The organism is Pseudogulbenkiania ferrooxidans 2002 (assembly GCF_000174355.1).
Classification (GTDB): domain Bacteria; phylum Pseudomonadota; class Gammaproteobacteria; order Burkholderiales; family Chromobacteriaceae; genus Pseudogulbenkiania; species Pseudogulbenkiania ferrooxidans.
This window is the reverse complement of sequence record NZ_ACIS01000009.1, coordinates 217474-242433: the sequence shown is the minus strand read 5'-3', so window position 1 is coordinate 242433 and position 24960 is coordinate 217474. Positions and strand designations below refer to the sequence as shown.

The 24960-nt window shown below is 61.9% G+C and carries 20 protein-coding genes; 12 read left to right on the top strand and 8 right to left on the bottom strand.

The genetic code is table 11. From position 1 onward, the window contains the following. The 8 genes from FURADRAFT_RS16655 to FURADRAFT_RS21155 all read right to left on the bottom strand — a co-directional run. The coding region (locus FURADRAFT_RS16655) for a type VI secretion system Vgr family protein (protein WP_328269574.1) at positions 1-755 on the bottom strand (755 nt) is incomplete at its 3' end. 15 nt (positions 756-770) lie between these two features. Next, a complete protein-coding gene (locus tag FURADRAFT_RS16650) occupies positions 771-1259 on the bottom strand; it encodes an OmpA family protein (RefSeq protein WP_008955331.1) in 489 nt (162 codons plus the stop codon). A 67-nt stretch (positions 1260-1326) separates the two neighbouring features. Beyond that, complete coding sequence (locus FURADRAFT_RS16645; protein WP_008955330.1) at positions 1327-1824, bottom strand: Hcp family type VI secretion system effector; 498 nt, start codon at positions 1822-1824, stop codon at positions 1327-1329. 103 nt (positions 1825-1927) lie between these two features. Beyond that, positions 1928-3412, bottom strand: a complete 1485-nt coding sequence (tssC, locus tag FURADRAFT_RS16640) for a type VI secretion system contractile sheath large subunit (protein WP_008955329.1) — start codon at positions 3410-3412, stop codon at positions 1928-1930. A 3-nt stretch (positions 3413-3415) separates the two neighbouring features. Then, on the bottom strand, positions 3416-3928 hold the full coding sequence (tssB, locus tag FURADRAFT_RS16635) for a type VI secretion system contractile sheath small subunit (protein WP_008955328.1): 513 nt from the start codon (positions 3926-3928) through the stop codon (positions 3416-3418). A 41-nt stretch (positions 3929-3969) separates the two neighbouring features. Then, on the bottom strand, positions 3970-4989 hold the full coding sequence (gene tagF / locus FURADRAFT_RS16630; RefSeq protein ID WP_008955327.1) for a type VI secretion system-associated protein TagF: 1020 nt from the start codon (positions 4987-4989) through the stop codon (positions 3970-3972). Positions 4990-5003: 14 nt separating this feature from the next. Next, positions 5004-8963: a type VI secretion system membrane subunit TssM gene (gene tssM, locus FURADRAFT_RS16625; protein ID WP_008955326.1), complete on the bottom strand. Its 3960-nt coding sequence runs from the start codon at positions 8961-8963 to the stop codon at positions 5004-5006. A 20-nt stretch (positions 8964-8983) separates the two neighbouring features. After that, a complete protein-coding gene (locus FURADRAFT_RS21155) occupies positions 8984-9937 on the bottom strand; it encodes a M15 family metallopeptidase (RefSeq protein WP_236261617.1) in 954 nt (317 codons plus the stop codon). Between the two features lie 67 nt (positions 9938-10004). Between FURADRAFT_RS21155 and tssJ the strand changes: the two genes are divergently transcribed. The 12 genes from tssJ (at position 10005) to tssG (ending at position 24947) form a co-directional block, all read left to right on the top strand. Then, positions 10005-10541 carry a type VI secretion system lipoprotein TssJ gene (tssJ, locus tag FURADRAFT_RS16615; RefSeq protein WP_008955324.1) on the top strand — a complete coding sequence of 179 codons (537 nt, stop codon included), beginning with the start codon at positions 10005-10007 and terminating at the stop codon, positions 10539-10541. Between the two features lie 77 nt (positions 10542-10618). Further along, positions 10619-11965, top strand: a complete 1347-nt coding sequence (gene tssK / locus FURADRAFT_RS16610; protein WP_008955323.1) for a type VI secretion system baseplate subunit TssK — start codon at positions 10619-10621, stop codon at positions 11963-11965. A gap of 7 nt (positions 11966-11972) precedes the next feature. Next, entirely contained in the window at positions 11973-12677 is a 705-nt protein-coding gene (gene icmH / locus FURADRAFT_RS16605) for a type IVB secretion system protein IcmH/DotU (protein ID WP_008955322.1), read from the top strand. A gap of 3 nt (positions 12678-12680) precedes the next feature. Continuing rightward, on the top strand, positions 12681-13166 hold the full coding sequence (gene tssE, locus FURADRAFT_RS16600; protein ID WP_008955321.1) for a type VI secretion system baseplate subunit TssE: 486 nt from the start codon (positions 12681-12683) through the stop codon (positions 13164-13166). Positions 13167-13183: 17 nt separating this feature from the next. Continuing rightward, positions 13184-15883 carry a type VI secretion system Vgr family protein gene (locus FURADRAFT_RS16595; protein WP_008955320.1) on the top strand — a complete coding sequence of 900 codons (2700 nt, stop codon included), beginning with the start codon at positions 13184-13186 and terminating at the stop codon, positions 15881-15883. Between the two features lie 17 nt (positions 15884-15900). Beyond that, positions 15901-16848: a DUF4123 domain-containing protein gene (locus FURADRAFT_RS16590; RefSeq protein ID WP_150105095.1), complete on the top strand. Its 948-nt coding sequence runs from the start codon at positions 15901-15903 to the stop codon at positions 16846-16848. After that, positions 16845-19430, top strand: coding sequence for a T6SS effector BTH_I2691 family protein (locus FURADRAFT_RS16585; protein ID WP_008955318.1), 2586 nt, complete (start codon positions 16845-16847; stop codon positions 19428-19430). Before FURADRAFT_RS16590 ends, FURADRAFT_RS16585 begins: the two co-directional genes overlap by 4 nt. Before the next feature lies 1 nt (position 19431). After that, positions 19432-20586, top strand: a complete 1155-nt coding sequence (locus FURADRAFT_RS20260) for a DUF6708 domain-containing protein (RefSeq protein ID WP_008955317.1) — start codon at positions 19432-19434, stop codon at positions 20584-20586. 192 nt (positions 20587-20778) lie between these two features. After that, on the top strand, positions 20779-21939 hold the full coding sequence (locus FURADRAFT_RS16575; RefSeq protein ID WP_008955316.1) for a DUF6708 domain-containing protein: 1161 nt from the start codon (positions 20779-20781) through the stop codon (positions 21937-21939). Next, positions 21936-22109, top strand: a complete 174-nt coding sequence (locus tag FURADRAFT_RS20735; RefSeq protein WP_008955315.1) for a hypothetical protein — start codon at positions 21936-21938, stop codon at positions 22107-22109. The genes FURADRAFT_RS16575 and FURADRAFT_RS20735 overlap by 4 nt, the downstream gene beginning before the upstream one ends. 1 nt (position 22110) lies before the next feature. Then, positions 22111-23967: a type VI secretion system baseplate subunit TssF gene (gene tssF / locus FURADRAFT_RS16570; protein ID WP_008955314.1), complete on the top strand. Its 1857-nt coding sequence runs from the start codon at positions 22111-22113 to the stop codon at positions 23965-23967. After that, positions 23931-24947, top strand: a complete 1017-nt coding sequence (gene tssG / locus FURADRAFT_RS16565; protein ID WP_008955313.1) for a type VI secretion system baseplate subunit TssG — start codon at positions 23931-23933, stop codon at positions 24945-24947. The genes tssF and tssG overlap by 37 nt, the downstream gene beginning before the upstream one ends. The last annotated feature ends 13 nt before the right edge of the window (positions 24948-24960 follow it).

The following is a 24960-nucleotide window of genomic DNA, read 5'->3' as shown; positions in this document are numbered from 1 at the left end:
CCGTCCCAGCGGGTGAGGCCATCCTCTTCCTCCCGTCGCATCGCTGCGGTGGAAGCGCACCCGCTCCACCCCGGCGGCGGCGGCGAATACGGGTCGTCGAAGGCGACGAGCTGGACCAGCGGGAGAGCCCCGCGCGACGCGGCGCGACCTTGCTCGCTCGCTCCCTCTCCATGCTCGAAGCGCCAGGCCAACCCTTCTTCGTGCAGCAGGCGCACGAGGAAGTCGTAGTCGCTCTCGCGGTATTGCAGGCAGTAACTGCGGGAGGGCAATTCGCCCGCGAGCGCGAAGTCGAGACACTGCACCGCCGCGAACACCGGGTTGGCGGCGGCGTGTTCGGCGAACACCTGGCGCACGATGTCGGGCACCGAGAGGTCCTGGAACACCCGCGAGGTACGGCGCAGGCGCAGCAGCGCGAACGGCGGCTCGACGGTGAGCGCGTACTGGGCGAAGCCGCCGTCGCTGCCCAAGCTGTCGACAGCGCTGACCACGCCGCCGCGCACCTGCTCGGTCCCGTCCCCCCCGGCGATGCCGAGCCGCACCGGCACGCCGAGCAGCGACTTCAGTTCGAGGCCGGCGTCGGGCGACAGGCACTCGACCCGGTAGCGGTAGCTGTCGGCGACCGCCTCGTCGCCGTGCACGGCGAGTGGCAGCAGCGTCTCGCCCCAGCGCTGGCCGTCGCCCAGTTGCAGGGTGAGGAGGCGCTGCTCCTGGCGGAAGGCGGCGGCGAAGCTGGAAAGAAGTTCAAGGGCGCTCACGGCATCCATCAGGAGTCAGCCGTTGAACGAGATACGAACTGCATGCAGTTTTTGCTTGGTGTCGGCACGGACGGTAATTCGTATGGATGAGATGCCGCTTTCGACCAGCAGGCTTTTCACGACCATCGCCCTGGCTCTGGCGGCAGAAGAAGCATTGCCAACCTCACGTCCATTACAAAAGCCGGTGACGACGATTTGTTTGGCGATGACCAGAGCCGGTGCCAGGGCGCGTACTTGCTGCTCGGTAACCGGGGTCAGCTTCGAGCTCATCTTCTCGAAGGGAATCAGAGTCGGGTCTTTGGCGATGGTTTTGTTGCCGGTTTCCTCAATGACTTTCGTGGTGGCCTGGTCCAGTTCCGCCGTGACCTTGGCCACAATAGTCTTTCCTTGCGGGTCTTGTGCCGCGGCCGCATTCATTGCCGCATTTTGAGCCGCCTGCTTGGTTCCGGCACAGCCCATGAGCAGGGAGGCACAAATAGCGAGAGAGGCAATTTTGTAAAACATGAATTTCCCTTTCAAAATCAAAGACCCGCATGATTACCAACGCGGGCCTTTATCTACATCAAATAAATTAAGCGATGACTTTATTGGCGGTCAGATCCCAGCCTGCGCTGACATTGCCGCCACCGGCGCCGTCGGCACGTTTCTGCTGGGTGTAGGTCCACTTGATCTTGCCGTAGCTGAAGCTGACCTTCTCGCTGGGGAAGCCGGCATCGTTGGCCGAGCCATTCGGCTCGACCTTGGAGACCAGCACCTGTTCCATCTTGATCTCCATGTACTTCACCTTGTCGCCGCCGGCGCGGCACAGCTCGATGGTGACGTCCTTGATGTGCTTGCCGGTGCAGCATGCTTCGTAGATCTTCGGGCTGGCCTTGTCCAGGAAGTGAGTGATTTCGTACACGCCGTGGTTGACGCGTTCGGCAGTGGCGCCACCGGCCGAGCTGGCGGTGGCCTGGGCCGGCTGCTCGATCAGGTGGGAGAAGGACTGGATTTCGATCCAGTCTTTGTGTTGATCGTCGGTGCTTTCGCCTGGAATTCCGTCGATTTTCAGGAAGGCGTCAAAAGCCATTGCATTCTCCTTGGATAAATAAAAATGGAAGAGCTACTTCCAAAACAAATACCTCGCCCCCTGTCGGCATCGAATGCCGACAGGGTGGTGAGTCGTTGTGGCGTTAGCCTGCCGGCTGAGGCAGCTCGGCAACCAAACGCAGGGAAATGGTGAGTTCATCCAGCTGGAAATGCGGGCGCAGGAAGGCCGCGGCGCGATAGACGCCCGGCTTGCCAGGGACTTCCACCACGTCTACACGGGCCTCCCGCAGCGGGTATTTAGCCTTGGCTTCCTGGCTGGCGGAGTCGTCCAGCAACACGTACTGCGCCAACCAGGTGTTCAGGAAGTCCTGTACGTTTTGGCGTGAGGCAAAGCTGCCGATCTTGTCGCGCATGATGGATTTCATGTAATGCGCAATGCGCGATACGGCGAAGATGTAGGGCAGCTGAGTGGAGAGGCGTGCGTTGGCGTTGGCCGCATCGGTGTTGTAGGTCTTGGCTTTCTGCACCGATTGGCCGCTGAAGAAGGCGGCGTAGTCGGTGTTTTTGCAGTGCACCAGCGAGATGAAGCCAAGGTCCGACAGCAGCTTTTCGGTGCGATCGGTGACGGCCACTTCGGTGGGGCACTTCAGCGCGACCTCGCCGTCATCGGTCTTGAAGGTGTGTGCGGGCAGTCCTTCAACCAGACCGCCGCCTTCCACACCACGGATCGCCGCCAGCCAACCGTACTGGGCGAAGGCATCTGTCAGGCGTGCGGCGTAGGCATACGCAGCGTTGGTCCACAGGTATTTGCCGTGATGGCTGCCGTCGACGTTTTCTTCAAAGTCGAATGCTTCTACCGGCACGTTGTCGCGGCCATATGGCAGGCGGCCGAGCACATGCGGCAGTACCAGGCCGACGTAGCGTGAATCTTCGGACTCGCGGAAAGACTTCCACTTGGCGTATTCCACGGTGTCGAAGATCTTGGCCAGATCGCGTGGCTTGCCGATGTCGGTAAAGCTTTCCAAGCCGAACAGGCCGGGGGAGGCGGAGGAGATCAGTGGGGCATGCGCCGAGGCTGCAACGTGGGACAGCTCGTCCAGCAGGTAGAAATCTTCCGGGTGGCGGGTGAATTCGTAGTCGCCCACCAGGGCGGCGTAGGGTGCGCCACCGAAGGTGCCGTACTCTTCCTCGTAGATCTTCTTGAACAAGGCGCTCTGATCGAACTCCGGCGAGGCCTTGAAGTCCTTCACCAGATCCTTCTTGGAGGCATTGAGCACCTTGATCTTCAGCATGGTGCTGGTTTCCGATTCCGCCACCAGATACTTGAGGCCGCGCCAGGACGCTTCCAGCTTCTGGAACTCGGGGTGGTGCATTACTTCATTGAGCTGGGACGACAGCAGGGCGTCCAACTCGGCAATGCGGGCATCGATGCTGGCGGACAGGTCGCGCGATACGGTCACGCTGCCTTCCAGCACCTGGGCCACCAGTTCGCCGATCAGATCGCGGGTATGGCCTTTTTCGCTGTCGTTGGTGGCGATGCGACTCTGCTCGATGATGCTGTCCAGCAGGCTGCCAGCATCGACGGCGTTCGGGCTCGCCGCCGTGTCCAGTTGTGGTGCGCTGTTCATGGATTACTCTCCGGTGTTGTCGCTTTGGGTGGCTTGGCTGATCTGGCGCAGTTTCTCGGTGTCACGCACCACCTCGTCCAACAGCTCTTCCAGCTTGTCGTTGCCGGCCAGCTTGTTGCGCAGGTCGGCCAGGCGGGTGCGGGCTTCCAGCAACCGCTTGAGCGGTTCCACCTGAGCCACCACGTTCTGCGGCTCGAAATCGGCCAGCGCGTTGAAGTTCAGCTCCATCGCCAACTGGCTGTTGTCGTCTTCCAGCTTGTTGTCGACCTTGATAGCCAGGCGCGGAGCCATGCCCTTGAGGACTTCGTCGAAGTTGTCACGGTCGATCTGCACGAACTTGCGCTCCTTCATCTTGGGCAGCGGATTCTTGCTGTGACCGGAATAGTCGCCCAGCACGCCTAGCACGAAGGGCAGTTCCTTGGTCTCGATGGCGTCGCCGATTTCGACGTCGTAAGTGATCTGCACACGCGGGGGGCGGACCCGCGACAATTTTTTCTGGGTGCTTTCTTTGCTCATGGGGTGCTCTCGAAAAGATGGTCTGTCAGGGTTGAACGGCGTCAGGCGATGCTGCGGGCAAGGCTGGTGACAAGGTCGCGCAATTGCGCGACGCTAAGACCCGGGTCGTTCAGGCGCCGTCCCAGGATGTAGGAGGCCTCGGCGTAGGATTGATGGCGGCGCCAGGGTGCCTGCTCATCGCCGATGTCCACGACGAAGCGTTGGTCCAGCCGTTCGCCCCAGCATTGCGCCACGATGTGGGCATCCGGCGAGCGTGGCTGCAGGGCCAGGAAGCGTCCGTCTGGTCGGTTGATCAGCAGGCACTGGGTATCGTCGGCTCCATGAGCACTGGCAGCGGCCTGGTACAGCGATAGCCACGTGGCGGCGGCTAGCATGTCTTCGCCATCGGTAGCCGGCAGCGGTAGCAGATAGGTCTGTACGCACAGACTGTCACGGAAGCGGTGCTGTAGCTGGCTGTGGAACATGAAAGCCAGCAAGGTGGCTTCCAGCGTATGGCCGGGCTGGCGGGCGAGCAGCCCTTCCAGTTGGTGCGCCGGGGTGATGGTCAGATGGCGGGACAGCAACTGCTCGGCCAGGGCGACATCGTCGTTCGAGGCCACGCCGAACAGCGCCTGCGCTTCTAAAAACTGGCGGCAGGCCACCATTTCCACCGCGTTGTCGATGGCGCTGGCAAGTTGATCTTTCAGGCCGGAAAAGAACAGCTCGCAAGTGAGCAGCAGCACGGCCAACGGTGGCAGCGCCAGACTGGCGGGCAGCTGGGTGACGGCCACTAGCGGGTAGTTGCGTCCGCTTTCGTCGTGGCTGGGCTGGATCACACCGAGCGACAGCCAATCCTGATCCCGGCTGCGCAGCACGAAGCAGGAGGGGGGCATGGCACGGTAGCGGGCGACGGCCTCTGCGCCGGGGGAGAGCAGGCTGATGCTGTCCGCCAGCAGGTGGTCCAGCTGTGCCGCCGCCGGGTGGGTGGCATTGATGCGGATGAAATCGGCACGGCGCGGCAGTTTGCCGAAGATGCAGTACGATGCCGCAGCTTCCTGGGTGCGTTTGAAAGTGAAGCTCAAGACAATGGCCTCGTTTACAACGTTACGCGCTCGGGCAACGTCAGCTTGTTAAGACGGGCCAACTGCAGCGGGTTGACGCCGCTGAGTACCCGGAAATTGACACGCACGCTCTGCGTATCCCCATCGGCCTTGCGCAGCGACCAGACCAGCTGGGTGCCATCCGAGCCATCCTGTACGACTTTGGCTCCGGCCAGCAGGCGTATCAGGCCCATGCCGCCCGGGTGGTTGGCCACCACGCTGCTGGCGCCGGTGTAGGACAGCACCTGGATGCGCGCGCCGGCCGTCTGGCTGTTGCCGCTCCAAGTGAAGGGCTGCCAGATTTGCGGGCCGTTGCGATAACGCAGTTCCTGACCATCGATATCGAAGACGATCTCCGAGAGTCCTGGGGTCGGTTGCGGCTGCAGCTCGAAACGGAGGCTGTCACCCTCCTGCAACGGGCCGTTGGCCAGTGCGGACAGACTGCTTACACTGCTGAGGAAGGCCGGGTTGAACTTGATACCGAGTTCGCCCCAAGCGCGTGGCACCAGCATGTCGCCTTTTTTCTGGACCAGGCCGGCCAGGTATTTGTTGATGAAGCGATCCAGCGTGCCGTCGTTGGCCTTCAGAAAACGGTTGATCTCGGCAATGGAGGCCGTGTTGCCGGCATCGCTGAACGGGTATTTGGCCGCCAGCTGGCGCCATTGCGGCAGGACCTCCGTGGCCCAGGCCTGATTGATGTCGGCACTGACCGGGTCGAGCAGGGCGCTGTAGGAGTGACTGAGCGGCCGCACCAGCATCGGACGCACCAGGCTGACGGTGTCGGGTGTGCTTTGCGCCAGCAAGGCGTTGTCGACATAGGCGATGCTGTCTGCCAGTTCCGAGCCGTTGTTATTGAAGGTGGCCTGCAGAGTGGCACGTGCCAGGGAGCCCGGGTCGTCGGTGCTGGCAATGGCCCCCAGCTTGGCTTTCAGTTTGGCCAGTTGCTCCAGGTAGCCATTGATCGGGGCGTTGTCGCCTTTCACCAACTGGGCCACCCCGGCAAACTGCCGGCCCACTTCGCCATAGAGCTTGTCCTTGGGCGTGTTCTCGCCGCTGCCGCCTTTCAGCAGCGCAGCGGTTTTTTCCAGCACCGACTGCTTGGCATTCTCCAGCGAACGGTTGAGCTCGGACGGGTTGTCCCATGCCGTTTCCATCGCCGCTCGTACCAGGATCAGCTTGATGGGCGAGGTTTCCCGGTCAGACAGGCGAGTCATGGCCGAAGCGGACTGTGCCGGGCTGGTGAAATCGCGCACCGTGACGCCCTGCAGGAAGCGTTTCCAGCCGTCGATATAGGCGGCGCGGTATTGTGCCTCCAGTGCGGTGCGGTTTTTCTCGCCGTCGCCATCCTTGCCCAGGTTGTCCTGGCTGGTGGCAGCCAGTACCCAGTCGTCGCTGCGGATTTCGCCCTTGCTCGCCTCCTCGATGGCGCCTTTCACGTACTGGTCCCAAGCCTCGCGGGTAAACGCGCCTTCCACCATCTGGCTGCCTGCCAGGATGTCCAGGTCGCGGTTGTTGAGAATGCGGGCTACGGTCAGCGGTGCAAAGCGGGTGTTGGCTCGGGCGCGGATTTCATTGAATACCCGCTCTTCGGCCGACATGCGCTTGAAAGAGCCGCGCAGCACCTCGCGTGCCTGGTTGACCACGCGCAGGTTGGGCGAAATCAGTGGCAGGTCCGGTGCCTTTAGCTGGCTGATGTAGAACGCCAGCAGCTTTTCGGCGGCCGTCATGATTTCTTCGGTGCTGTATTGCCCGCGCTGGGCTTCCAGATAGGGGCGCCAGTAGCGTGGCAGTTGGTCCGCCAGGTGTGCCGGCTCCATGCGCTGAGGCTGGTACAGCATCAGATAGGTTTTCAGCGCGTTGTAGCTGGCATCCAGCTGTGGCGATTTGGCCGGGGCCAGGGTCGGGCGCTCCGGGGATGCTTCCGTGGCGGCCGCGACGGCTTGCGTGGCCGCGGCCACTGAGGCTGCCGACGGCTGGACTGCCGCGACGCGAACCGGTGATGTCCAACTGGCTCGGCGCAGACCGAAGCCGGCTGTCTGCCAGTTTGTCGCTACAGGCTGCAGGGCATGGTGTGGCCAGAGGGTAGTTCGAACGTGGTAGTCGTCGCTCGATAGGGTCACTGGGCGTCCCCGATATTCTTCGGGAATGGCGCCTAATTGGATGTTCGGCAGCGGCTTGCCCTGCAGCCGAGGACGGTATTGGGGCTTGGGTTTTGTCGGCGTGGTCACAGGGGCTGGCGTTGGCGCAACCGGCTTGGCTTCCTGTACCGGGGGCGGAGGCGCAGGCTGCCGCTGGTCGAGCGCGAGCAGGGAGGTTTCCAGGCTGCGCTGAACCGGTAGCAGCATCAGGGTCTTGATGCCGGCAAAGTATTCGCTGCGCAATGCGGCTTCCAGCGGCTTGCCCTGATAAAGGCCCACGCCGATCTGCCAAGGGGCACCTTCGGTACGGTACGCCTGCAACTGCTCCAGGCGGGTTTGCAACTGCTGCAGTGCGCGCAGCTTGTCGTACAGTTGGCCGGAAGCCGCCAGCTTGCGGGCGGCTTCCCGTTCCTGGCTGATTTCCGCCAGCAGTTGCTGGTTGCCGATGTAGGACCAGCTCCACAGGCCTGCCAGTACGCTGAGCGTCAGCACGCCGGCCGCCATGGCTGCCATGCGCCAGCGGCTGCCGCTGTGCCGGGTCTGCCGGGAGATCAGGTGCTGGTCCGGAAACAGTACCTTGCGAAACAGGTCGCCCAGGAAAAAGCTGTACGAGGCCGGGGCCTGACGCTTGTCGCCCTGTCTTGCAACCAGGTCGAACTGACCCTGAACCCGGTTGGCCGCCACGATACGCGGCGTGCCTTCCTGCAGCGCGCTGGTGAAGTAGAAGCCGCGTAGCAGGGGTCGGGCGTGATAGGGGTCGTCCTCGTACAGCAGAGTCACGAATTTTACGACGGCTTCTTTCAGGCCGTGAAACTCGATCGGGAAAGCGAAATGTGCCGGACGAACCTGATCGCCGCGATATTGCAGCAGCTTCTCCTCGCCGGCCTGCACCAGACCTCGGTGAAGCAACTCGAATTGCTGGGCGGCGACGGTGGAGGCATCGAAGCCGTTGCCCTGGTTGGCTGTCAGTGTGCAGCCCCACACCCCGGCGCGCTCTTCTTCCGGCATGTCCTGGAAGAACTCGGCGAATCCACCCAGCAGATCCAGTTTGGTAAACACCAAGTAGACGGGGACGTGCAGCTCGAACGTGCTGCAGACCTCGTGGATGCGCTCCCGTACCTGACGGACATACAGCGAAAAGCCTTCGCTGTGGTGCTGGGCCAGTTCGGGCAGGCTGATGGCGATCAGGATGCCGTTCACTGGCGCTTTGGTACGATGTTTTTTCAGCAGTTTCAGAAAAGCGAGCCACTCGCCTCGATCCTCGCTCTGGGTCGCGTAGCGGCCGGCGGTATCGAGCAGCACCCCTTCGGTGGAGAAGAACCAGTCGCAGTTGCGCGTGCCGCCGACCCCCTGGATGCCACTCTTGTCGCTGAAGGGAAAGGTGAGGCCGGACTGCAGGATGGCCGAGCTCTTGCCGGCGGCAGGGTGGCCGATGATCATGTACCAGGGCAGTTCGTACAGTGCCGCATTGCCGCTGCTGTTGCCGAGTTTCGACTTCTTCAGGGTGTCGATAGCGGCCAGCAGGCGCTGGCGCAGCAGGGTTACTTCGGCACGCTTGTCGGAGCCGGTGTGGATCACGGCATCGTCAGCCTGCTGGCGCAGCATTTTCTCCAGCAGCCCGCCGGCGCGCCGGGCCAGAAGTTGCCCGATCAGCAGGCTGGCCACCCAGAGCAGCATGATCACGACGATGCAACTTAGCCGGGCCTCTAGGGTTTCCAGCCCCATCCATTCACCCAGGAACCAGATCAGGGCGATCAGGATCAGGAATCCGATCGCCGATGCCACCTTGGCATAGCGACGCCAACCTTTTTTCAACACCTCTTCACCTTCCTATTCGTTTATTGCTGCCGGGCCAACAGCTGCTTCAGCGAGCCGCTGCGTTCGATATGGCCGTAATCCTTGAAACTCCAGTTACCGCCCCAGGTCAGTCCCGCCGCCGTGGCTTCTTCTCCCAGAGCAAGGTAGGCCGACATGGCCCAGGGGGCGCGCTCCGAAACCACGACTTTCCCGTTCCTGACGGGAGCCAGATCGACGGCCAGGCCGCACTGGTGCTTGCTCTGTCCACCTTTGGCCTTGGTGACCAGCGTGCCTTGCCCCGCCAGGGCATCCTGACGTTCGGGGCTGCGGTACCCCTCCAGCAGGGTCATGGGGAAGCCACGTGCCTCCAGCCGTGCCATGACGCGCAGCACCGTCTGAACGAACGCTGCATCGAGCTTGTTCCAGTCTCGGTCCGCCCGGTTCAGTCGTGGCTGTTGGCTGATGGCATCTCTGAAAGCCTCCGGGGGCAGAGGAGGGGGAGGCACCAACTGCTCCTCCTGCAAGGTCAGCTTGATGCGAGAGCTGTGCGTGTATTCATTAGGGATGAATTCCGATGAACGGTGCATTTCTCTAAAAAACAAAGCCAATACGACTGGAATGGCGGCCAAAGATAGCGAAACAAGGGGTAATTTGGCAATGACAAAGTACTTTTTTATATGTTTTTTTACATTATTTATGTGGTGATTTGATGTGCGTGACGATGTCTTGTGGCATAAATTTTGAGCGCTGATCGTAGTCGTCAGTGTTGTGGCTGTGTAGCCCTTTTCTTTTGTATGTTGTTCATTTTTTGATGATTTTTTGCTGAAAAAGCGAATGCCAACCCATGCGATCAGGCATATCAGCAACATGGCTGTCGCTGGTGCGAGGTAGATCTGCACTGAATCTAGCCCGTTCATGTGCCTGCTATGTGTAATGCCCATGTTTTTAACTATGATTTTATAGGTAAAAATACTAATAAATTTAATTTTATGCATTCTTTGTGTAAAAAATGCATTTCAATTATCATGTCTAATTGGCATGATTTCCAGAGGTAGCTGACAGATGCAGCATTGCAAGGCCGGGTTGTGGCGTCATGCCAGGGGGGTTCTGGGGGTGCTGGTGCCTGCCGTATTGCTCATGTCCGGGTGTGCTTCGAACAAGGAAGTACAAGTGTCCGGCGAAGCCGCTGCGCAGCTGAACCGCGATGGTCGCGGCAAGCCTCTGTCGGTCGTGGTGCGGGTCTATCAGCTGAAGTCGGATCAGGCGTTCAACCGCTTGAGCATGGAGTCGCTGGCGACGGCCAAGTCGGACAAGGAGTTGCTGGCATCCGAACTGCTCGACATGCGCGAGATGACGCTGCTGCCGGGGACGCGCGTTACGGTGTCCGGTTTCGTGGTGAACCCCGAGGCCTCGCACATTGGCCTGGTGGCCCTGTTCCGCCAGCCGGACCGGCATTTCTGGCGCTTGCTGTACGACGCCGATGTCGTGCGCAGCAAGGGGCTGCAGTTCGCGGCGGAAGACTGTTACCTGCGTGCCGTCAAGCCCCCGCCAAAGCTGTTGCCGGGGCAGCCCAAGTCGCTGCAGGTCGATTGTCGCTAGGCCAGACGTTTGCCTAGCGTGTTGGTTTTGGATGTGTTGGCCAGTGCAGAGTGCCTGGCTCACCGGATTGATTGAAGATGCAACAAGCTAAACGTGTGTTGTGGGGCGAAGGCATGTTTCTGCGCCCGCAGCATTTCCAGCAGCAAACGCTGTTTCTCGAGCAAGATGCCGTCAGCCGCCAGCAGTTGCTGTGCCGTCATACGTGGGGTGTGCAGCAACTGCGGCTGGACGAACAGGCGCTGAAGGGGGGCATGGTGCGGGTGGATGCCCTGGGCATCCTGTTCCGCGATGGCCTGCTCTATCAGGCCCCGCAGTCCTCGCCATTGCCTTTGTCCCGGGACCTCTCGACCCTACCGCAACTGGGCGTGGCCACGACGCTGTATGCCTGCCTGGCCGATCTGCAGGCCTATGGCGGCAATGCCCGCAGTGGCGAGCAGGCCGGCAGGCCTAGCCGTTATCAGAATGGCGGCTCGGAGCTGGCCGATCTCTATACCCAGGCGCTCCCGGCCGAAGTGGCGACACTGGAGCCCGACGTGCGCCTGATGTTCGAAGAAGAGAACCGCGATGGCTACGATGCCATTCCACTGTGCCGTCTGCAGAAGGATGCCACCGGCCAGTGGGGCGTGGCGGGCGATTTCCTGCCGCCGCTGCTGACCATCGGCGCTGCGGGAGAACTGCCGCAGTTGGTGCGGCGCCTGCTGGATATCCTGTTGGTGAAAAGCCAGGCGTTGACGGGGGCACAGCGCGAGCGAGCCAAGAGCGTGATGGAATTTGGCTCCAGCGACATCAGCGCCTTCTGGTTGCTGCATACCGTCAATCGCAACTTTGCTCGTTTGCGCCACCTGTCGCTGAGCAACCCGCTGCACCCGGAAGAGCTGTACATGGCGCTGGCAGAGTTTTGTGGCGAGCTGCAGACGTTTTCCACCCGCTATGCGCTGGCCGACATACCTGCCTACCGCCATTACGCTCTGCATGCGGTGTTTGCTGCTTTGGACCTGCAGATACGGGAGCTGCTGGAAACCGTCATCTCGGCACGCTATGTTGTCATCCCGCTGCATTCCCCGAAGCCGTCCTTCCATATTGGCCGGCTGGAGAGCGACCGCCTGCTGGACAACGTCGACTTTTACCTTTCGGTGCAGAGTGAACAGCCGGCCAGCCAGATCATCGACAACGTACCGCTCAAGTTCAAGATCGGCGCACCGGACGATGTCGAGAAGATTCTTAACTCCGCGATGCGCGGGGTGGCGCTGAGTCACGCGGCGCAGACGCCTTCCGCCGTGCCGGTGCGGGTGGGAAATCATTACTTTGCGCTCCAGCCGCACGGCGACATTTTTGCCCGCATGTTGCAGTCGCGCAGCATCTGCATCTACGTTCCGCAAACCTTGTCCGGGCTAACCCTGGAACTGATCGCCGTTTTCCGTTGAGGCCAACATGAGTCAAGCCGCCGTAACCACCATCGCCAACGAGTCCACCATCAACGTGGCCAGTACCTGCCCCAGCCTGCACGAGATGCTGGAAGACGGCGTGTACCTGCTGTTTCTGCTGAAAGACGGCAACGCGCCGGGCAGCAGCGTGGAATTCAACCGCCGTATCGACCAGTTCCTGCTGCAGTACGAACGCAACGCCCGCAACTTCGGCAAGTCGGTGGAGGCTATCGGCCAAGCCAAATACGCGTTTTGTGCCTTGTTGGACGAGATCATCCTGTCGTCCGATTTTTCGCTGCGCGACGAGTGGGAGCGCATGCCGCTGCAACTGCGTCTGTTTGGCGAGCATCTGGCCGGGGAGGGTTTCTTCAACCGACTGGAGCAACTGCGGCTGGAGCCGGCACGACACATCGAGGAACTGGAGGTGTACTACACCTGCCTGTTGCTGGGCTTCCAGGGACGTTATCTGCTGGAGGGCGAAGAAAAACTCGGTTACCTCACCCACAAGCTGGGGCAGGAAATCCAGCAGGTGAGGGGTGGCAAGGCCGAATTCGCACCCAATTGGCAGCTTCCTCAACGTTTCCAGGCCTATGTCCGCCATGAATTGCCGCTGTGGTTGTACTTCGCGCTGCTGGCCTTGGCTGGCGCCGCGATCTGGGGGACTTACCATTGGTTGCTTGGTCGTCAATTGAGCAAATTGTTCGGAATCTGAGCGATGAATGCCCCCTCACTGCGGCATACCCAGATACTGCCTTCGGTGTTGGACCGTCTGCTGGACGACCAGCCCGATCTCAGCCATGGGACCGAGCACCTGCTGTTCGAGCTGCCTCAGTTCCGCCGTGCGCTGGCGCGTGATCTAGAAGCGTTGCTCAATACCCGCGTCATGGCGCAGCCTGAACTGTTCGAGGCTCATACCCTGGCAGGGGACAGCATGCTGCAATTCGGCATTCCCGACCTGAGCGGCATCAGCCTGCTGAATCCCGACGACCGCGAACTGTTACGTGAGCAACTGCGCCGCGCCATTGAAATCCACGAACCGCGTTTGTCCCGCGTCAGGGTGAATCTGGATGCGCCGAGGGAAAGGGAGCGGCACCTGCGTTTCCGTGTCGATGCGGTACTGAAAGTACACCCGCACCGTCCCCCCGTGAGCTTTGACGCCACGCTGCAACTGTCGTCCAACGTTTATAAGGTTCAGGGCTGAAAAGCCGTCGTCTTCCCATGGATCTTTCCCCCTTGCTTGCCAGCTTCGCCGCCGCCTTTCGCCAGGAGCAGCGCCTCCTCACCCTGCAACTGGGCGACGGCCAGCGCTGGGGCGAGACGCTGCTGCCACTCGCCGTGCACGGCGACGAGGCGGTCGCCGACAGCTACCGCTACCGGGTCGAGTGCCTGTCGCCCGACGCCGGCCTCGAACTGAAGTCGCTGCTCGGCGTGCCGGTGCGGCTCGGCATCGCCGGGGGGGACGGGACCGAGCAGGTGCGCGGCGGCGTGGTCAGCGCTGTCGACAGCTTGGGCAGCGACGGCGGCTTCGCCCAGTACGCGCTCACCGTCGAGCCGCCGTTCGCGCTGCTGCGCCTGCGCCGTACCTCGCGGGTGTTCCAGGACCTCTCGGTGCCCGACATCGTGCGCCAGGTGTTCGCCGAACACGCCGCCGCCAACCCGGTGTTCGCGGCGGTGCAGTGTCTCGACTTCGCGCTCGCGGGCGAATTGCCCTCCCGCAGTTACTGCCTGCAATACCGCGAGAGCGACTACGACTTCCTCGTGCGCCTGCTGCACGAAGAAGGGTTGGCCTGGCGCTTCGAGCATGGAGAGGGAGCGAGCGAGCAAGGTCGCGCCGCGTCGCGCGGGGCTCTCCCGCTGGTCCAGCTCGTCGCCTTCGACGACCCGTATTCGCCGCCGGCCGCCGGGGTGGAGCGGGTGCGCTTCCACCGCAGCGATGCGACGGAAGAAGAGGATGGCCTCACCCGCTGGGACGGCACGCGCCGGATCGTCAGTGGCGGCGTGGCGCTGGCCAGCTTCGACTACCAGCCGGTCGCTACCGGCTACAGCGGCGATAGCAGCGCCGTCGAGCAGGGCTCCGATGGGACGCGGTTGCAAAGCAGCCTGCAGGATTACGACGTCCCCGGCCCCTACTACGCCGGCGATGCCGACCAGCTCGCCCACTACGCCCGGCTGCGCCAGCAGGCGCACGACGCGCAGGCCAAGCGCTTCGACGGTGGCGGCTCGGTGCGCGGGCTCGCCGCCGGGCAGTGGTTCCGCCTCGACGACCACCCGGCGCACGAGGGAGACGCTCCCGAACAGCGCGAATTCATCGTCACGCGCCAGACCTTCACCGCCCGCAACAACCTGCCGACCGACCTGGCACGGGCCCTGCCGCCCAGCCTTCGGCCAACGTCGACCGCCGGCGCGGGGGCCGACACGTCGGCAAGCGACGTTCCGTACCACACCACCTTCAGCGCCCAGCGCCGCGGCCTGCCGCTCACCCCGGCCTACGCCGGCACCGCGCTGGCCAAGCCCACCGCGCGTGGCGCCCAGACCGCCACCGTGGTCGGGCCTGCGGGGGAAGAGATCCACACCGACGCCCACGGCCGCATCAAGGTCCAGTTCCACTGGCAGCGTCCCGACGAACACCCGACGATCGGCGCCAACCTCGACGACACCTCCAGCTGCTGGCTGCGCGTCGCCATGCCCTCGGCCGGCGCCGGCTGGGGCCACCAGTTCATCCCGCGTATCGGCCAGGAAGTGCTGGTCGACTTCCTCGAAGGCGACATCGACCGCCCGGTCATCACCGGCGTGCTGTACAACGGCAGCCACCCGCCGCCCGCCTTCAGCGGCGCCGGCAACCTGCCGGGCAACAAGACCCTGTCCGGCATCAAGTCGAAAGAGCACCAGGGCGGCCAGTACAACGAACTCTTGTTCGACGACACCCCCGGCGAGGTGCGCGCCAAGCTCAGCAGCGAGCACGGCCAGACGCAGCTCAACCAGGGCTACCTCACCCACCCCAGAACCGACGGCAAAGCCACGCCGCGCGGCGAGGGCTTCGAACTGCGCACCGACCGCCACGGCGCCATCCGCGCCGGCCACGGCCTGCTGCTCAGCACCGAAGCGCAGCCCTCAGCCTCCGGCAAACAACTGGCGCGCGACGGCGCGCAAAGCCAGCTCGACGCCGCGCTGAGCCTGAGCCAATCGCTGGGCGAGACCGCTACCGCGCAGCTGGCCGACTCTGTCGAAACCGGGCCCACCGAGATCAAGCCCGACAACGGCAAAGGCGCGAACAAAGCCGACGGCCACCTGCAACACCACGTGCAGGCACTGAAAGCGTGGGAGGCCGGCAGCAATCCCGACAAAGAAGGCAAGACCGCGAAAGAACAGGGTGGCCAACAACCGCTGATGATCCTCAGTGCCCCGGCCGGCCTCGCCGCGACCACCGACAACAGCCTCACCCTGGCCGCCGGCACCAATCTCGACCAAATAGCCCAGCGCGACACCCAGCAGACCTCGGGCCGGCGCTGGCTGCACAACGTGGGCCAGCACATCAGCCTGTTCGTGGCCGGAGTGAAGGACTCAATCAGCCTGAAACTGATCGCCGCCAAGGGCAAGGTGCAGGTTCAGGCGCAGAGCGATGCGATGGAGCTGACTGCAGACAGGGATGTGACCATCAGCAGCCTGAACGCCAGCCAGCTGTTCAACGGCAAGAAAGAAGTGCTGCTGACCTGCGGCGGTGCCTACATCCGCATCAAGGACGGCAAGATCGAACTGCACGCGCCGGGCAAGGTGAGCTTCAAGGGGGCAAGCCACGACTGGAGCGGGCCGGCGAGCATGACCGCGCCATTCCTCTCTTTCAAACCGCCGCAGCCCTGCAGTTTTCAGGTAGCCGATGCTGCTCATGCTGGTGCGGCAAGCACGCCGTACCCGTTTTGATGGAGCAGCGAATCAACATGAGCCTATCTGCGCTTCCGGCAGAAGTGTTTTCCCCCGTGGCCCAAGGTTGGTACTTGCTGCTGGATCGCACCCAGAGCAACCCGCTGGCGGCAGAGGAGGGCATCCAGAGCGTACCGGCAGGAGCTGCAATCGTGCTTGAGGACGCATTTTTTGCTCACGAGCCGGAGCGTGCCCCCCTGCTGATCGACTTGTCTGTCTTGCCGGGCATGACGGAGGAACAAAAGCACTTCTGGGCGCAGCTGGGCACGGATGGCATCCGGCAATCCCTGACCCGTGGTGGTAATGCCATGGTGGCTGGCTGGTTGTATTCGAAACAACCGGCGGAACAAGTACAGCAGCACTTGCGTCGCCTGTTTGCACAGCCTTACCCGGATGGCCAGATGCACCACTTGCGCTATTACGACCCGCGGATAACCCGGTTGCTGGATGAAAGCTTGCCGGCTGTAAAACGCATCCAGCTGCTGGGCCCGATGGATGCCTGGTGGTACGCGGATTTTTCCGGGGAGTACCGCTGCATGCGTCATGACAGCCAGTGGCCACGGAGTGGCCATCTGGTACTGGCCCCAGAAGACTGGCAGGCACTGGATCTGGCTGCGCCATACCACCACTTGCTGCGGTGCCTGAATGGTTTGCATGAACTGTATCCAATGACCGTTGCATTGGATGAGGTACCTGATTTTGTCCAGGTATGCACGCTGCTGCGGCAAGCTGCGGCGCGGCCCTGGGTTGCCAGCCAGGACGATATGGTGGGCTGTGCCTTGCTCTGGCTGCTACTGGGGGGCGACTGCAGCGAGCGCTACCCGGAGGTGGCGGCAGAACTGCAGCAATACCAGCAGGACCGCTCGCCCTCCCTGACGGAGTGGTTGCTGTTTGCCGGGGGGGAGTTCTGGGCCAAGCCAATTCGCTGGCCATCTGCAGATAAAACAAGAGGAGTGGTTGCGTGAGCGAGCCAACGCCGTGCAAAAACAAGTTCTGTGGCAAACAGGGGCTGCTGCTGCTGCCTTTGCGCTACGCCGTAGCCGCCAGCGATGCAGGGCACGCCGAGTTTGCAGAACCGGGCGACAACCTGGGCAGGGGCGTGGCAGACAAGAAACTGGGTACGGCTGCCTACACCGTGCGCATGCTGCGGCATGGCTACCTTTATGTCATGGCAAAGCGCAAAGGCAAGTTGAAATGGGACAGCGCCTGGGCGGTAAACAGCCAGGGATATATCGCCAGGATTCCGCTGGGGGACGCGGTAGCGCCCCCCGCGTTCAGCTGCAATCCGGAAACCCATGGTGTCAACGCCTCGCTGATCAGCGTCGAAAAGGCCGAAGATGTTTCCGAACTGAAAGTACTGTTTCTACCGGATCCGTTGACCAAGGCAGCCCTGCTCAAGATCGAAACCGACAGCAAGCTGCATGGCATGCTGCAAAGTTTCCAGGGCAAGGCAGTGGCGCAGCCCCACGCCATGCTGCCTGCCGAGTTGCCGGCTACCGTTGCGGAATTCCGTTCGCTGCAAGGAGATGGCCGCAAGCTGGCGCCGCGCTTTAATAACCACCTGCATCCGTTTTTCGGGCAGGACGTCAGCCTGGTGAAGAACCAACCCTATCCCTACACCGGACGCTTGCAGAACCTGCAACAGGAGCTGGCCAACAAGAAAGGGCTGGCCATCGTTCTGCATGACCCCCTGGGCATCGTGCAGGAACTGAACAATTGGCGTAGTGCATCCATCAACCGGCTAAACAAGCTGATGCAAGGCACAACGCCGTTCTATGGCACGTACAAGAACGAGCAGCTGATGGCGCTCATTGATGCGGTGGACAACGCCGAGATGCAGATTCGCCAGGGCGCGATCAGCCAGCGCGAGCCCAAGCTGGGCGTATCGCTGGATGACCTTGCCAGCGAAGCCAAAAAGCACCCGTACAGCATGCCGGACCTGCGTGGCACCCCACCGGATGCCATTTATAAGAACCGTGCCGAATACGAGCAAAAGCGGGCGGAATGGCGCAAGCAGAACGCCAAACGCATCGGCGACGCCGCCTGGGGGAAATACGCCAAACGCCTGCAGCCCAAAGCCATGTACCAGGGAGTGCTGCAAGGCTTTCACCTGGTGGCGCAAGCCTGTGATGCGCTCAACGAGCAGCGCGCCCGCGACCAGCTGCAATGGCTGAACGACGCATTGCTGCACAACACGCTGGCACTGTATGACGACAACCACCTGGAAAGTGGCGCGGCTAGCGCCGGCCAGGCGGGCATGTGTATCAATGGCTTCAACAGCTGCCAGAGCGGGCAGGCGTGGCTTAACCAGCAGCTGGATGCAAGCAGCCTCAAGCCGGCCACCCTGCTGCTCAATAGCATGCTGCTGAACCAGAAAAAGGCCAAAGAAGAGTTTGTTGCCGCCGGTGGCTTGTCTGGCGGCATCGCGGATGCCGCCGGCAAATGGCAGGAAGCCCTGAAAGGTGTGAGTGACCTGTGGGCCAAGCTGAATGATCTGGCCAATGCCATTGCCCATGGTTCACAGAACAGCGGGGTAGTCAGTGTTTCTCATCTGGGCGGCATCAGCATGCTCATGGTGCAAGGCGGGCATACGCTGCTGGCCAACCTGCCCGGCGGGAAACTCATCGACAGGCAAATAGCGCGCTCCAATGTGCTGCATGCCCTGCTCAAATTGTCGCTGGGCAAGGTTCTGAGCAAGGACCTGGAGGCCGCCTACCCCTCGCCGCAGGCGTTCAACAGCAAAACATACGCTGTCAGCAAAGCCATGCGTAACCAGGTCAACAAGCTGCTTACCGATGCCAGCAAGGGAAACGATTTCAACGGGCTGCGATTTGGCGCAGTGGTGGCAGTACTGGAAATGGCAAACCTGCTGTTGAAAAGCAACTCCCTGAAAGAATCGCCCGGCCAGAAAGCGGTATGGGAACTCACCGCTGCAAGTCTTGGCATGGGGGCGGTGCTGCTGGAGTTAACCGGTGGCATTTGCGAGCGGATGGCCAAAAGCGGCAATCACGCGCTGGTCGGCAACAGCCATGTCGGGCTCGGAGCACTCAAGCTCAGTGCCGGGGCGCTGGGGGCGGTTGGGGGGATTATTGGCGGACTGGTGGATTTTGATAGTGCGGTAGAGGCACAGAAAAAGGCAGCAAAAAATCAATTTAGTGCATTGGCAGCTGTTTATGCATTGAGAGGGATGGTTTCTATTTCTGGTGCTTTGGTTGGGGCGGGTATTGCGATTGGGGCGGCAGGACCGTTCTTTGAATGGTTACTGGTCAGAAGTAAGGGGGAATTTGCAAAGGTCATTCTGACTGCGGCAACCGAGGTAAGTGCATTTTTAGCTACAGAGCGTATTGCATTGTTGCTATTGCGTGGCGCTCGTTTATTCACGGTTGCCGGGATCGGATTGACGATTGCCATTTGGATGTTCAGTGATGATGCGTTGGAAAGCTGGTGCGACAAATCTTGTTTGCGCAAGGATCGAAGCACTGCGGGGTTTGGCATGGCCAAAGAAGAAATGGCAGCCTTGGATGCTGCAGTGCTGGAGGTAAGCTGAAATGTACTATCTGGAATGGACGGTGGCTTTAAATCGAATGCGCCATAAGCCAGGCTCGTGGCAGGATAAGTTTCAGAAAAATGTTGCTTATAAGCTTGCTGCTAATAAAAAGAAAAGCCTTGCTAGCAGAGTCAGTTCCGGCGGTGATGTCAAGGATGTGGATATCCACGAGAGCCGTGCAGAAAAGGTGGACGACAATTACGCTATCTACTGTAAGACAGGGAATTATCTGGATGTCTGTACTTACAACGACGACAAGCGTGGCCTGCTGACGCTGGTGTTTGGAGCCCTGCTATATGGCATGGTGCCATTTTCCATCACGACGGCAGTTATCAGCTACAACATTGTCGTCTCGCCAGAGGAAGGGGGACTTGAGCCAATATCCTTGCTGGCGGGGCTGGTCAGCTGGGTAATGATCTTTGCAGTTGCTTATGCGTTTTATCGCTACCTGGCTCGAATTTGGCGGCTCGAAGCTTTCACTATGCGCCGGCTGGTGGTGCGTTTCAATCGCGAGACCCGGCAGATGTATTTCCTGCGGCCAACCTTTCTGGGGGGCGTGACTGCGTATAACTGGGACGAGATCGATGCGGCACTGCCAAAGGATATGCTCAACCACGAAGGCGTGGGAGGGATGTTGGTTATCGGGGCTATCACCAGAGATGGCGTGAACCCGCATAGCCAGATTACTGCGGATGGTGCTTTCGTCGGCAACGCCTGCCGTGACTACCAGCATCTGTTGTCGTTCTGGGAGTACATCCGTCGCTTCATGGAAGATGGCCCGGACGCGGTGCCGGAGCCACGCCGCCGACGCAGCAAGTGGCCCAACCCGCTGGCCAGCATGTGGACAGTGTCGCGGCTCAGTCTGCCCGGCGGTTTCGACCTGGGGCGCAGCTTCCTGTGGCTGCGGCTGGTGCTGACCCCGGTGTTCGTGGTCTGGGGGCTGGGCCACTACGCCTCCTTGTTGCTGTGCTACGAGCCGCGTTTCCCCAAGGCCATTCGTGCCGCCAGTCATGAATCCGAAGCCCGTTCCCTGCTGGCCCTGCTGGGCTACAACCTGCTGCCGCTGCTGTATACCGTGGCAGGGCTGTGGCTGTACTACGCCTGGCAGCACGGTCTGGACTGGCGTTTGCCGCTGCAACTGGTGGGATGGCTGTAGACATGAGCAGGCAATTCACTTCCTCCCCGTTTCGCATGCAGTCAGCCATTTTAGCTGCTTGCTTCTGCCATGCCGGAATTGCGGCAAGTAGCGGTGAAACATCCGGCTTCTACCAGCAGCGGAGCTGCAGCCCATTGGGCATGGTTGGGCACATGGCTGCGCTGTGTGCGGCAGTGCTGGAGGTGAGTTGAGATGTATTTTCTGGAGTGGTCGGTCGCCATGGGGCGGCGCAGGCACAAGCCGGGCTCGTGGCTGGACAATATTCAAAAAGAGGTTGCTGAAGAAGGAGAGGCCGACGCAAGAAAAATGCTGGCTCGCGGCCTTCGTTATGACCTGAACTTTAAGGAAGTGGATATCCGTGAGTGTCGATCGAAATCAGTGGACGACAACGCGGCCATTTATTGTAAGACAGCCAGCTATTTGGATGTCTGCACCTACAACGACGACAAGCGTGGCCTGCTGACGCTGGTGTTTGGAGCCCTGCTATATGGCATGGTGCCATTTTCCATCACGACGGCAGTTATCAGCTACAACATTGCCGTCTCGCCAGAGGAAGGGGGACTTGAGCCAATATCCTTGCTGGCGGGGCTGGTCAGCTGGGTAATGATCTTTGCAGTTGCTTATGCGTTTTATCGCTACCTGGCTCGAATTTGGCGGCTCGAAGCTTTCACCATGCGTCGGCTGGTGGTGCGCTTCAATCGCAATACCCGGAAGGTGTATTTCCTGCGACCAAGCTTTCTCGGGGGTGTGAAGGCTTACGATTGGGAGGCTATTGACGCAGGCCTCCCCAAGGATATGCCCAACCACGAGGGTGTAGGCGGCATGTTGGTGTTGGTTGCCAAGGCGGAAGAGAACGACAGCCCGCACAAGCTGTTGGGTGTCGATGGCGCTTTCGTCGGCAACGCCTGCCGTGACTACCAGCATCTGTTGTCGTTCTGGGAGTACATCCGTCGCTTCATGGAAGATGGCCCGGACGCGGTGCCGAAACCCCGCCGCCGGCGTAGCAAGTGGCCCAACCCGCTGGCCAGCATGTGGACAGTGTCGCGGCTCAGTCTGCCCGGTGGTTTCGACCTGGGGCGCAGCTTTCTGTGGCTGCGGCTGGTGCTGACCCCGGTGTTCGTGATCTGGGGTCTGGGCCACTACGCTTCCTTGCTGCTGTGCTACGAGCCGCGTTTCCCCAAGGCCATCCGTGCCGCCAGTCATGACTCCGAAGCCCGTTCCCTGCTGGCGCTGCTGGGCTACAACCTGCTGCCGCCGCTGTATACCGCGGCAGGGCTGTGGCTGTACTACGCCTGGCAGCACGGTCTGGACTGGCGTTTACCACGGCAACAACTGGGGTGGCTGTCGCCATGAGCTTGCGCCGTTCCTGTCCTGGCTATTGCCGCTACGGCCAACCCTTGGCTTGGTTCGTCAGCGCGCAAGTTACCAGCGCGCTGATGGCCATTGCCAACTATCTGGAACAGCAGCTTGCCTGCACCTGCCGCTATGAACAGGTGCGCAATCCTGTAACCCGGAATACCTGACATGCTCGAATCCCTCCTCCCTTACTACGAACGTGAGCTCGGCCATTTGCGCGAGCTGTCGGGCGAGTTCGCCCGCCGTTACCCCAAGATTGCCGGCCGGTTGCAGCTGGAAGGCGACCAGTGCGAAGACCCGCATACCGAGCGGCTGATCGAGGCGTTTGCCTTCCTGACGGCGCGGGTGCACAAGAAGCTGGATGACGACTACCCGGAGGTGGCCACCAGCTTTCTGGATGTGATGTACCCGCACTACCTGCAGCCGATGCCGGCGGCCACCGTGGTGCAGTTCGAGTGCGATGCGCAGCGGCCGGAGATCGGCAAACGCTACCGTATCGAGCGCGGGCAGCAGGTGCTGGCGCCGGCCATCCAGGGGGTGAACTGCAAGTTTCGCAGCGTCTACCCGGTGGACTTGTACCCGCTGCAGCTGCAGGAGGCCCGGCTGGAGCTGACCAGCGGCTCTCCCTACCTGCGCAGCCTGGCGCCGGATGCGGCGGCGGTGCTGACGCTGAAGCTGCAGACCCAGGGCGGGGTGTTGCTGAATGCCATCGATTTGCAGTCGCTGCGCTTTTTCCTGGACGGTGAGCCGGCGCTGATGCACCTGCTGTACGAGCTGCTGCTATCCAGCGTGCTGCGGGTGCAGGTGGGGGATGGCAGCGAAGACCCGGCACGTACGCGCATGTTGGCCGCAGACAGCCTGCAGGCGGTCGGCTTTGGTGCGGATGAAGGCATGCTGGAGTACGACGAGCGCTCCTTCCTGGGCTACCGTTTGCTGTCGGAATACTTCAGCTACCCGGACAAATTCCTGTTCATCGACCTGCTGAACCTGGCGCCGCTGGTGGCCCGGCTGCAGGGCGACACGCTGCTGCTGCGCATCCAGCTGCGCGACTACCCGGACAGTGAGCGCCACCACCGGCTGCAAAGCCAGCTGCAGCCGGCGCACCTCAAGCTGGGCTGCACGCCGCTGATCAACCTGTTTACCCAGCCGGGCGAGCCAATCCGCGTGACGCACCAGAAAAGCAGCTACCCGGTGCTGGCCGACGCGCGCAAGCAGCAGGCCTACGAGGTGGTGCAGATCCGCCGCGTGGTGCGGGTGGAAAAATCCGGCGATGGCGACAGCAGCGAGGAAGTGCCACCGTTCTATGCCACCCGGCACGGCAGCGGCCAGGCACCGCGCTTCTACTGGCATGCCACCCGCGAGCCATCGGTGCGCCAGGGCGACCGTGGCACCGACATGGCGTTGCACCTGGTGGATTTGCAGTTCGACGCGGTACGCCCGGCCGGCGAGGTGCTGAGTCTGGACTTGCTGTGCTGCAACCGCGATCTGCCGGAGCAGATTCCCTTCGGCGGCAGCCAGGCCACCCAGCGCACGGATTTCCAGTTGCCGGGGCATTCGGTGGTGAAGCGGGTGCGCTTGTTGCGCAAGCCCGGCGCCAGCCAGCGCAGTCCGCTGGGGCGGGCGGTGCAGTGGCGCCTGATCTCGCACCTGTCGCTCAATTACATGTCTATCGTCGATTCCGGACGCGAGGCGCTGCAGGAAATGCTGACGCTGTACAACCTGGGCGATGCGGCGGCCAATGTACGGCAGATCCAGGGCATTGTCGGCATCCGCAGCGAACCGGCGGTACAGCGCGTCAACGGCCGGCATTTCTCCGGTTTCGTGCGCGGTACCGAGATCACCCTGACGCTGGATGCCGATTACTACGTCGGCGGCAGCGTCTACCTGTTCGCCTCCCTGCTGGAGCGGTTCTTCGCGCTGTACTGCGCCCCCAACAGTTTTACCCGCCTGCGTGTCAGGACGGTGCAACGTGACGAGGAGGTGGCGGCATGGCCAGCCCGAGCCGGCGAAGCCCTCGTGATCTGAAGCTGGCGCTGGCCAGGGATGCCAGCCAGTTCGGCTTTTTCCAGGCGGTGCGCCTCCTAGGCTTGTGTGAGGGCGCGCGTCGCCAGCGGCGCACGCTGCCGGCTCAACTGCGCTTCCGCACCCTGGCGTCGCTGTCGTTTCCAGCCAGCGAGCTGGTGCAGTACCAGCCAGCGGCGGAGGAGGGCACGGCTCCCGCCGAGATGACGGTCAGCTTCATGGGGCTGACCGGGCCCAGCGGGGTGTTGCCGATGGCGTATACCGAGCTCTTGCTAGAGCGGCGGCAGCAATACCGCGACACCACTCTTCATTCCTTTCTCGATCTGTTCAGCCACCGCGCCATCGCCTTGTTCTACGCGGCCTGGCGCAAGTACCGCTTCTGGCTGGCCGAGGAGGCCGGCGAGCAGGATGGCTTCAGCCGCAACCTGCTGGATCTGGCCGGGGTCGGTTTGAGCCGGTTGCGTGGGCAGGCGGCGCAGGACGGCCTGCTGGATGAGCGGCTGTTCATTTATTACGCAGGCCTGTTGAGCCAGAAGCCGCTGTCGGCCCTGACGCTGCAGACCTTGGTGGAGGGGCTGTTCGGCACCCGTGCCCAGTTGCAGCAGTTTGCGGGGCTGTGGCTGGAGGTGCCGTTGGCCGAGCAAAGCCAGCTGGGTGGCCAGTCCTGCGAACTGGGGGTGTCGCTGTTCGCCGGCGAGCGGCAGTGGGATCGCCAGACCAAGCTGCAACTGCGCCTGGGGTGTTTGCGTCGTGCGCAATTCGAGGCCTTGCTGCCGGGGGGAGATGGAGCTCGCGCCTTGCAAGCGCTGATGCAGTTTGCCGTGGGGCACCAACTGGCGGTGGATGTCTGCCTGGTGCTCGACAAGCGCGATGTGCCGCCGGCACGGCTGGATGCAGATGCCCCATTGCGGCTGGGGGCCAGCAGTTGGCTGGGGGCGCGGGCAGCCGACCCGGACGACGTGCGCTATGCGCTGTTGCACTGAGCCTTGCCTGGCA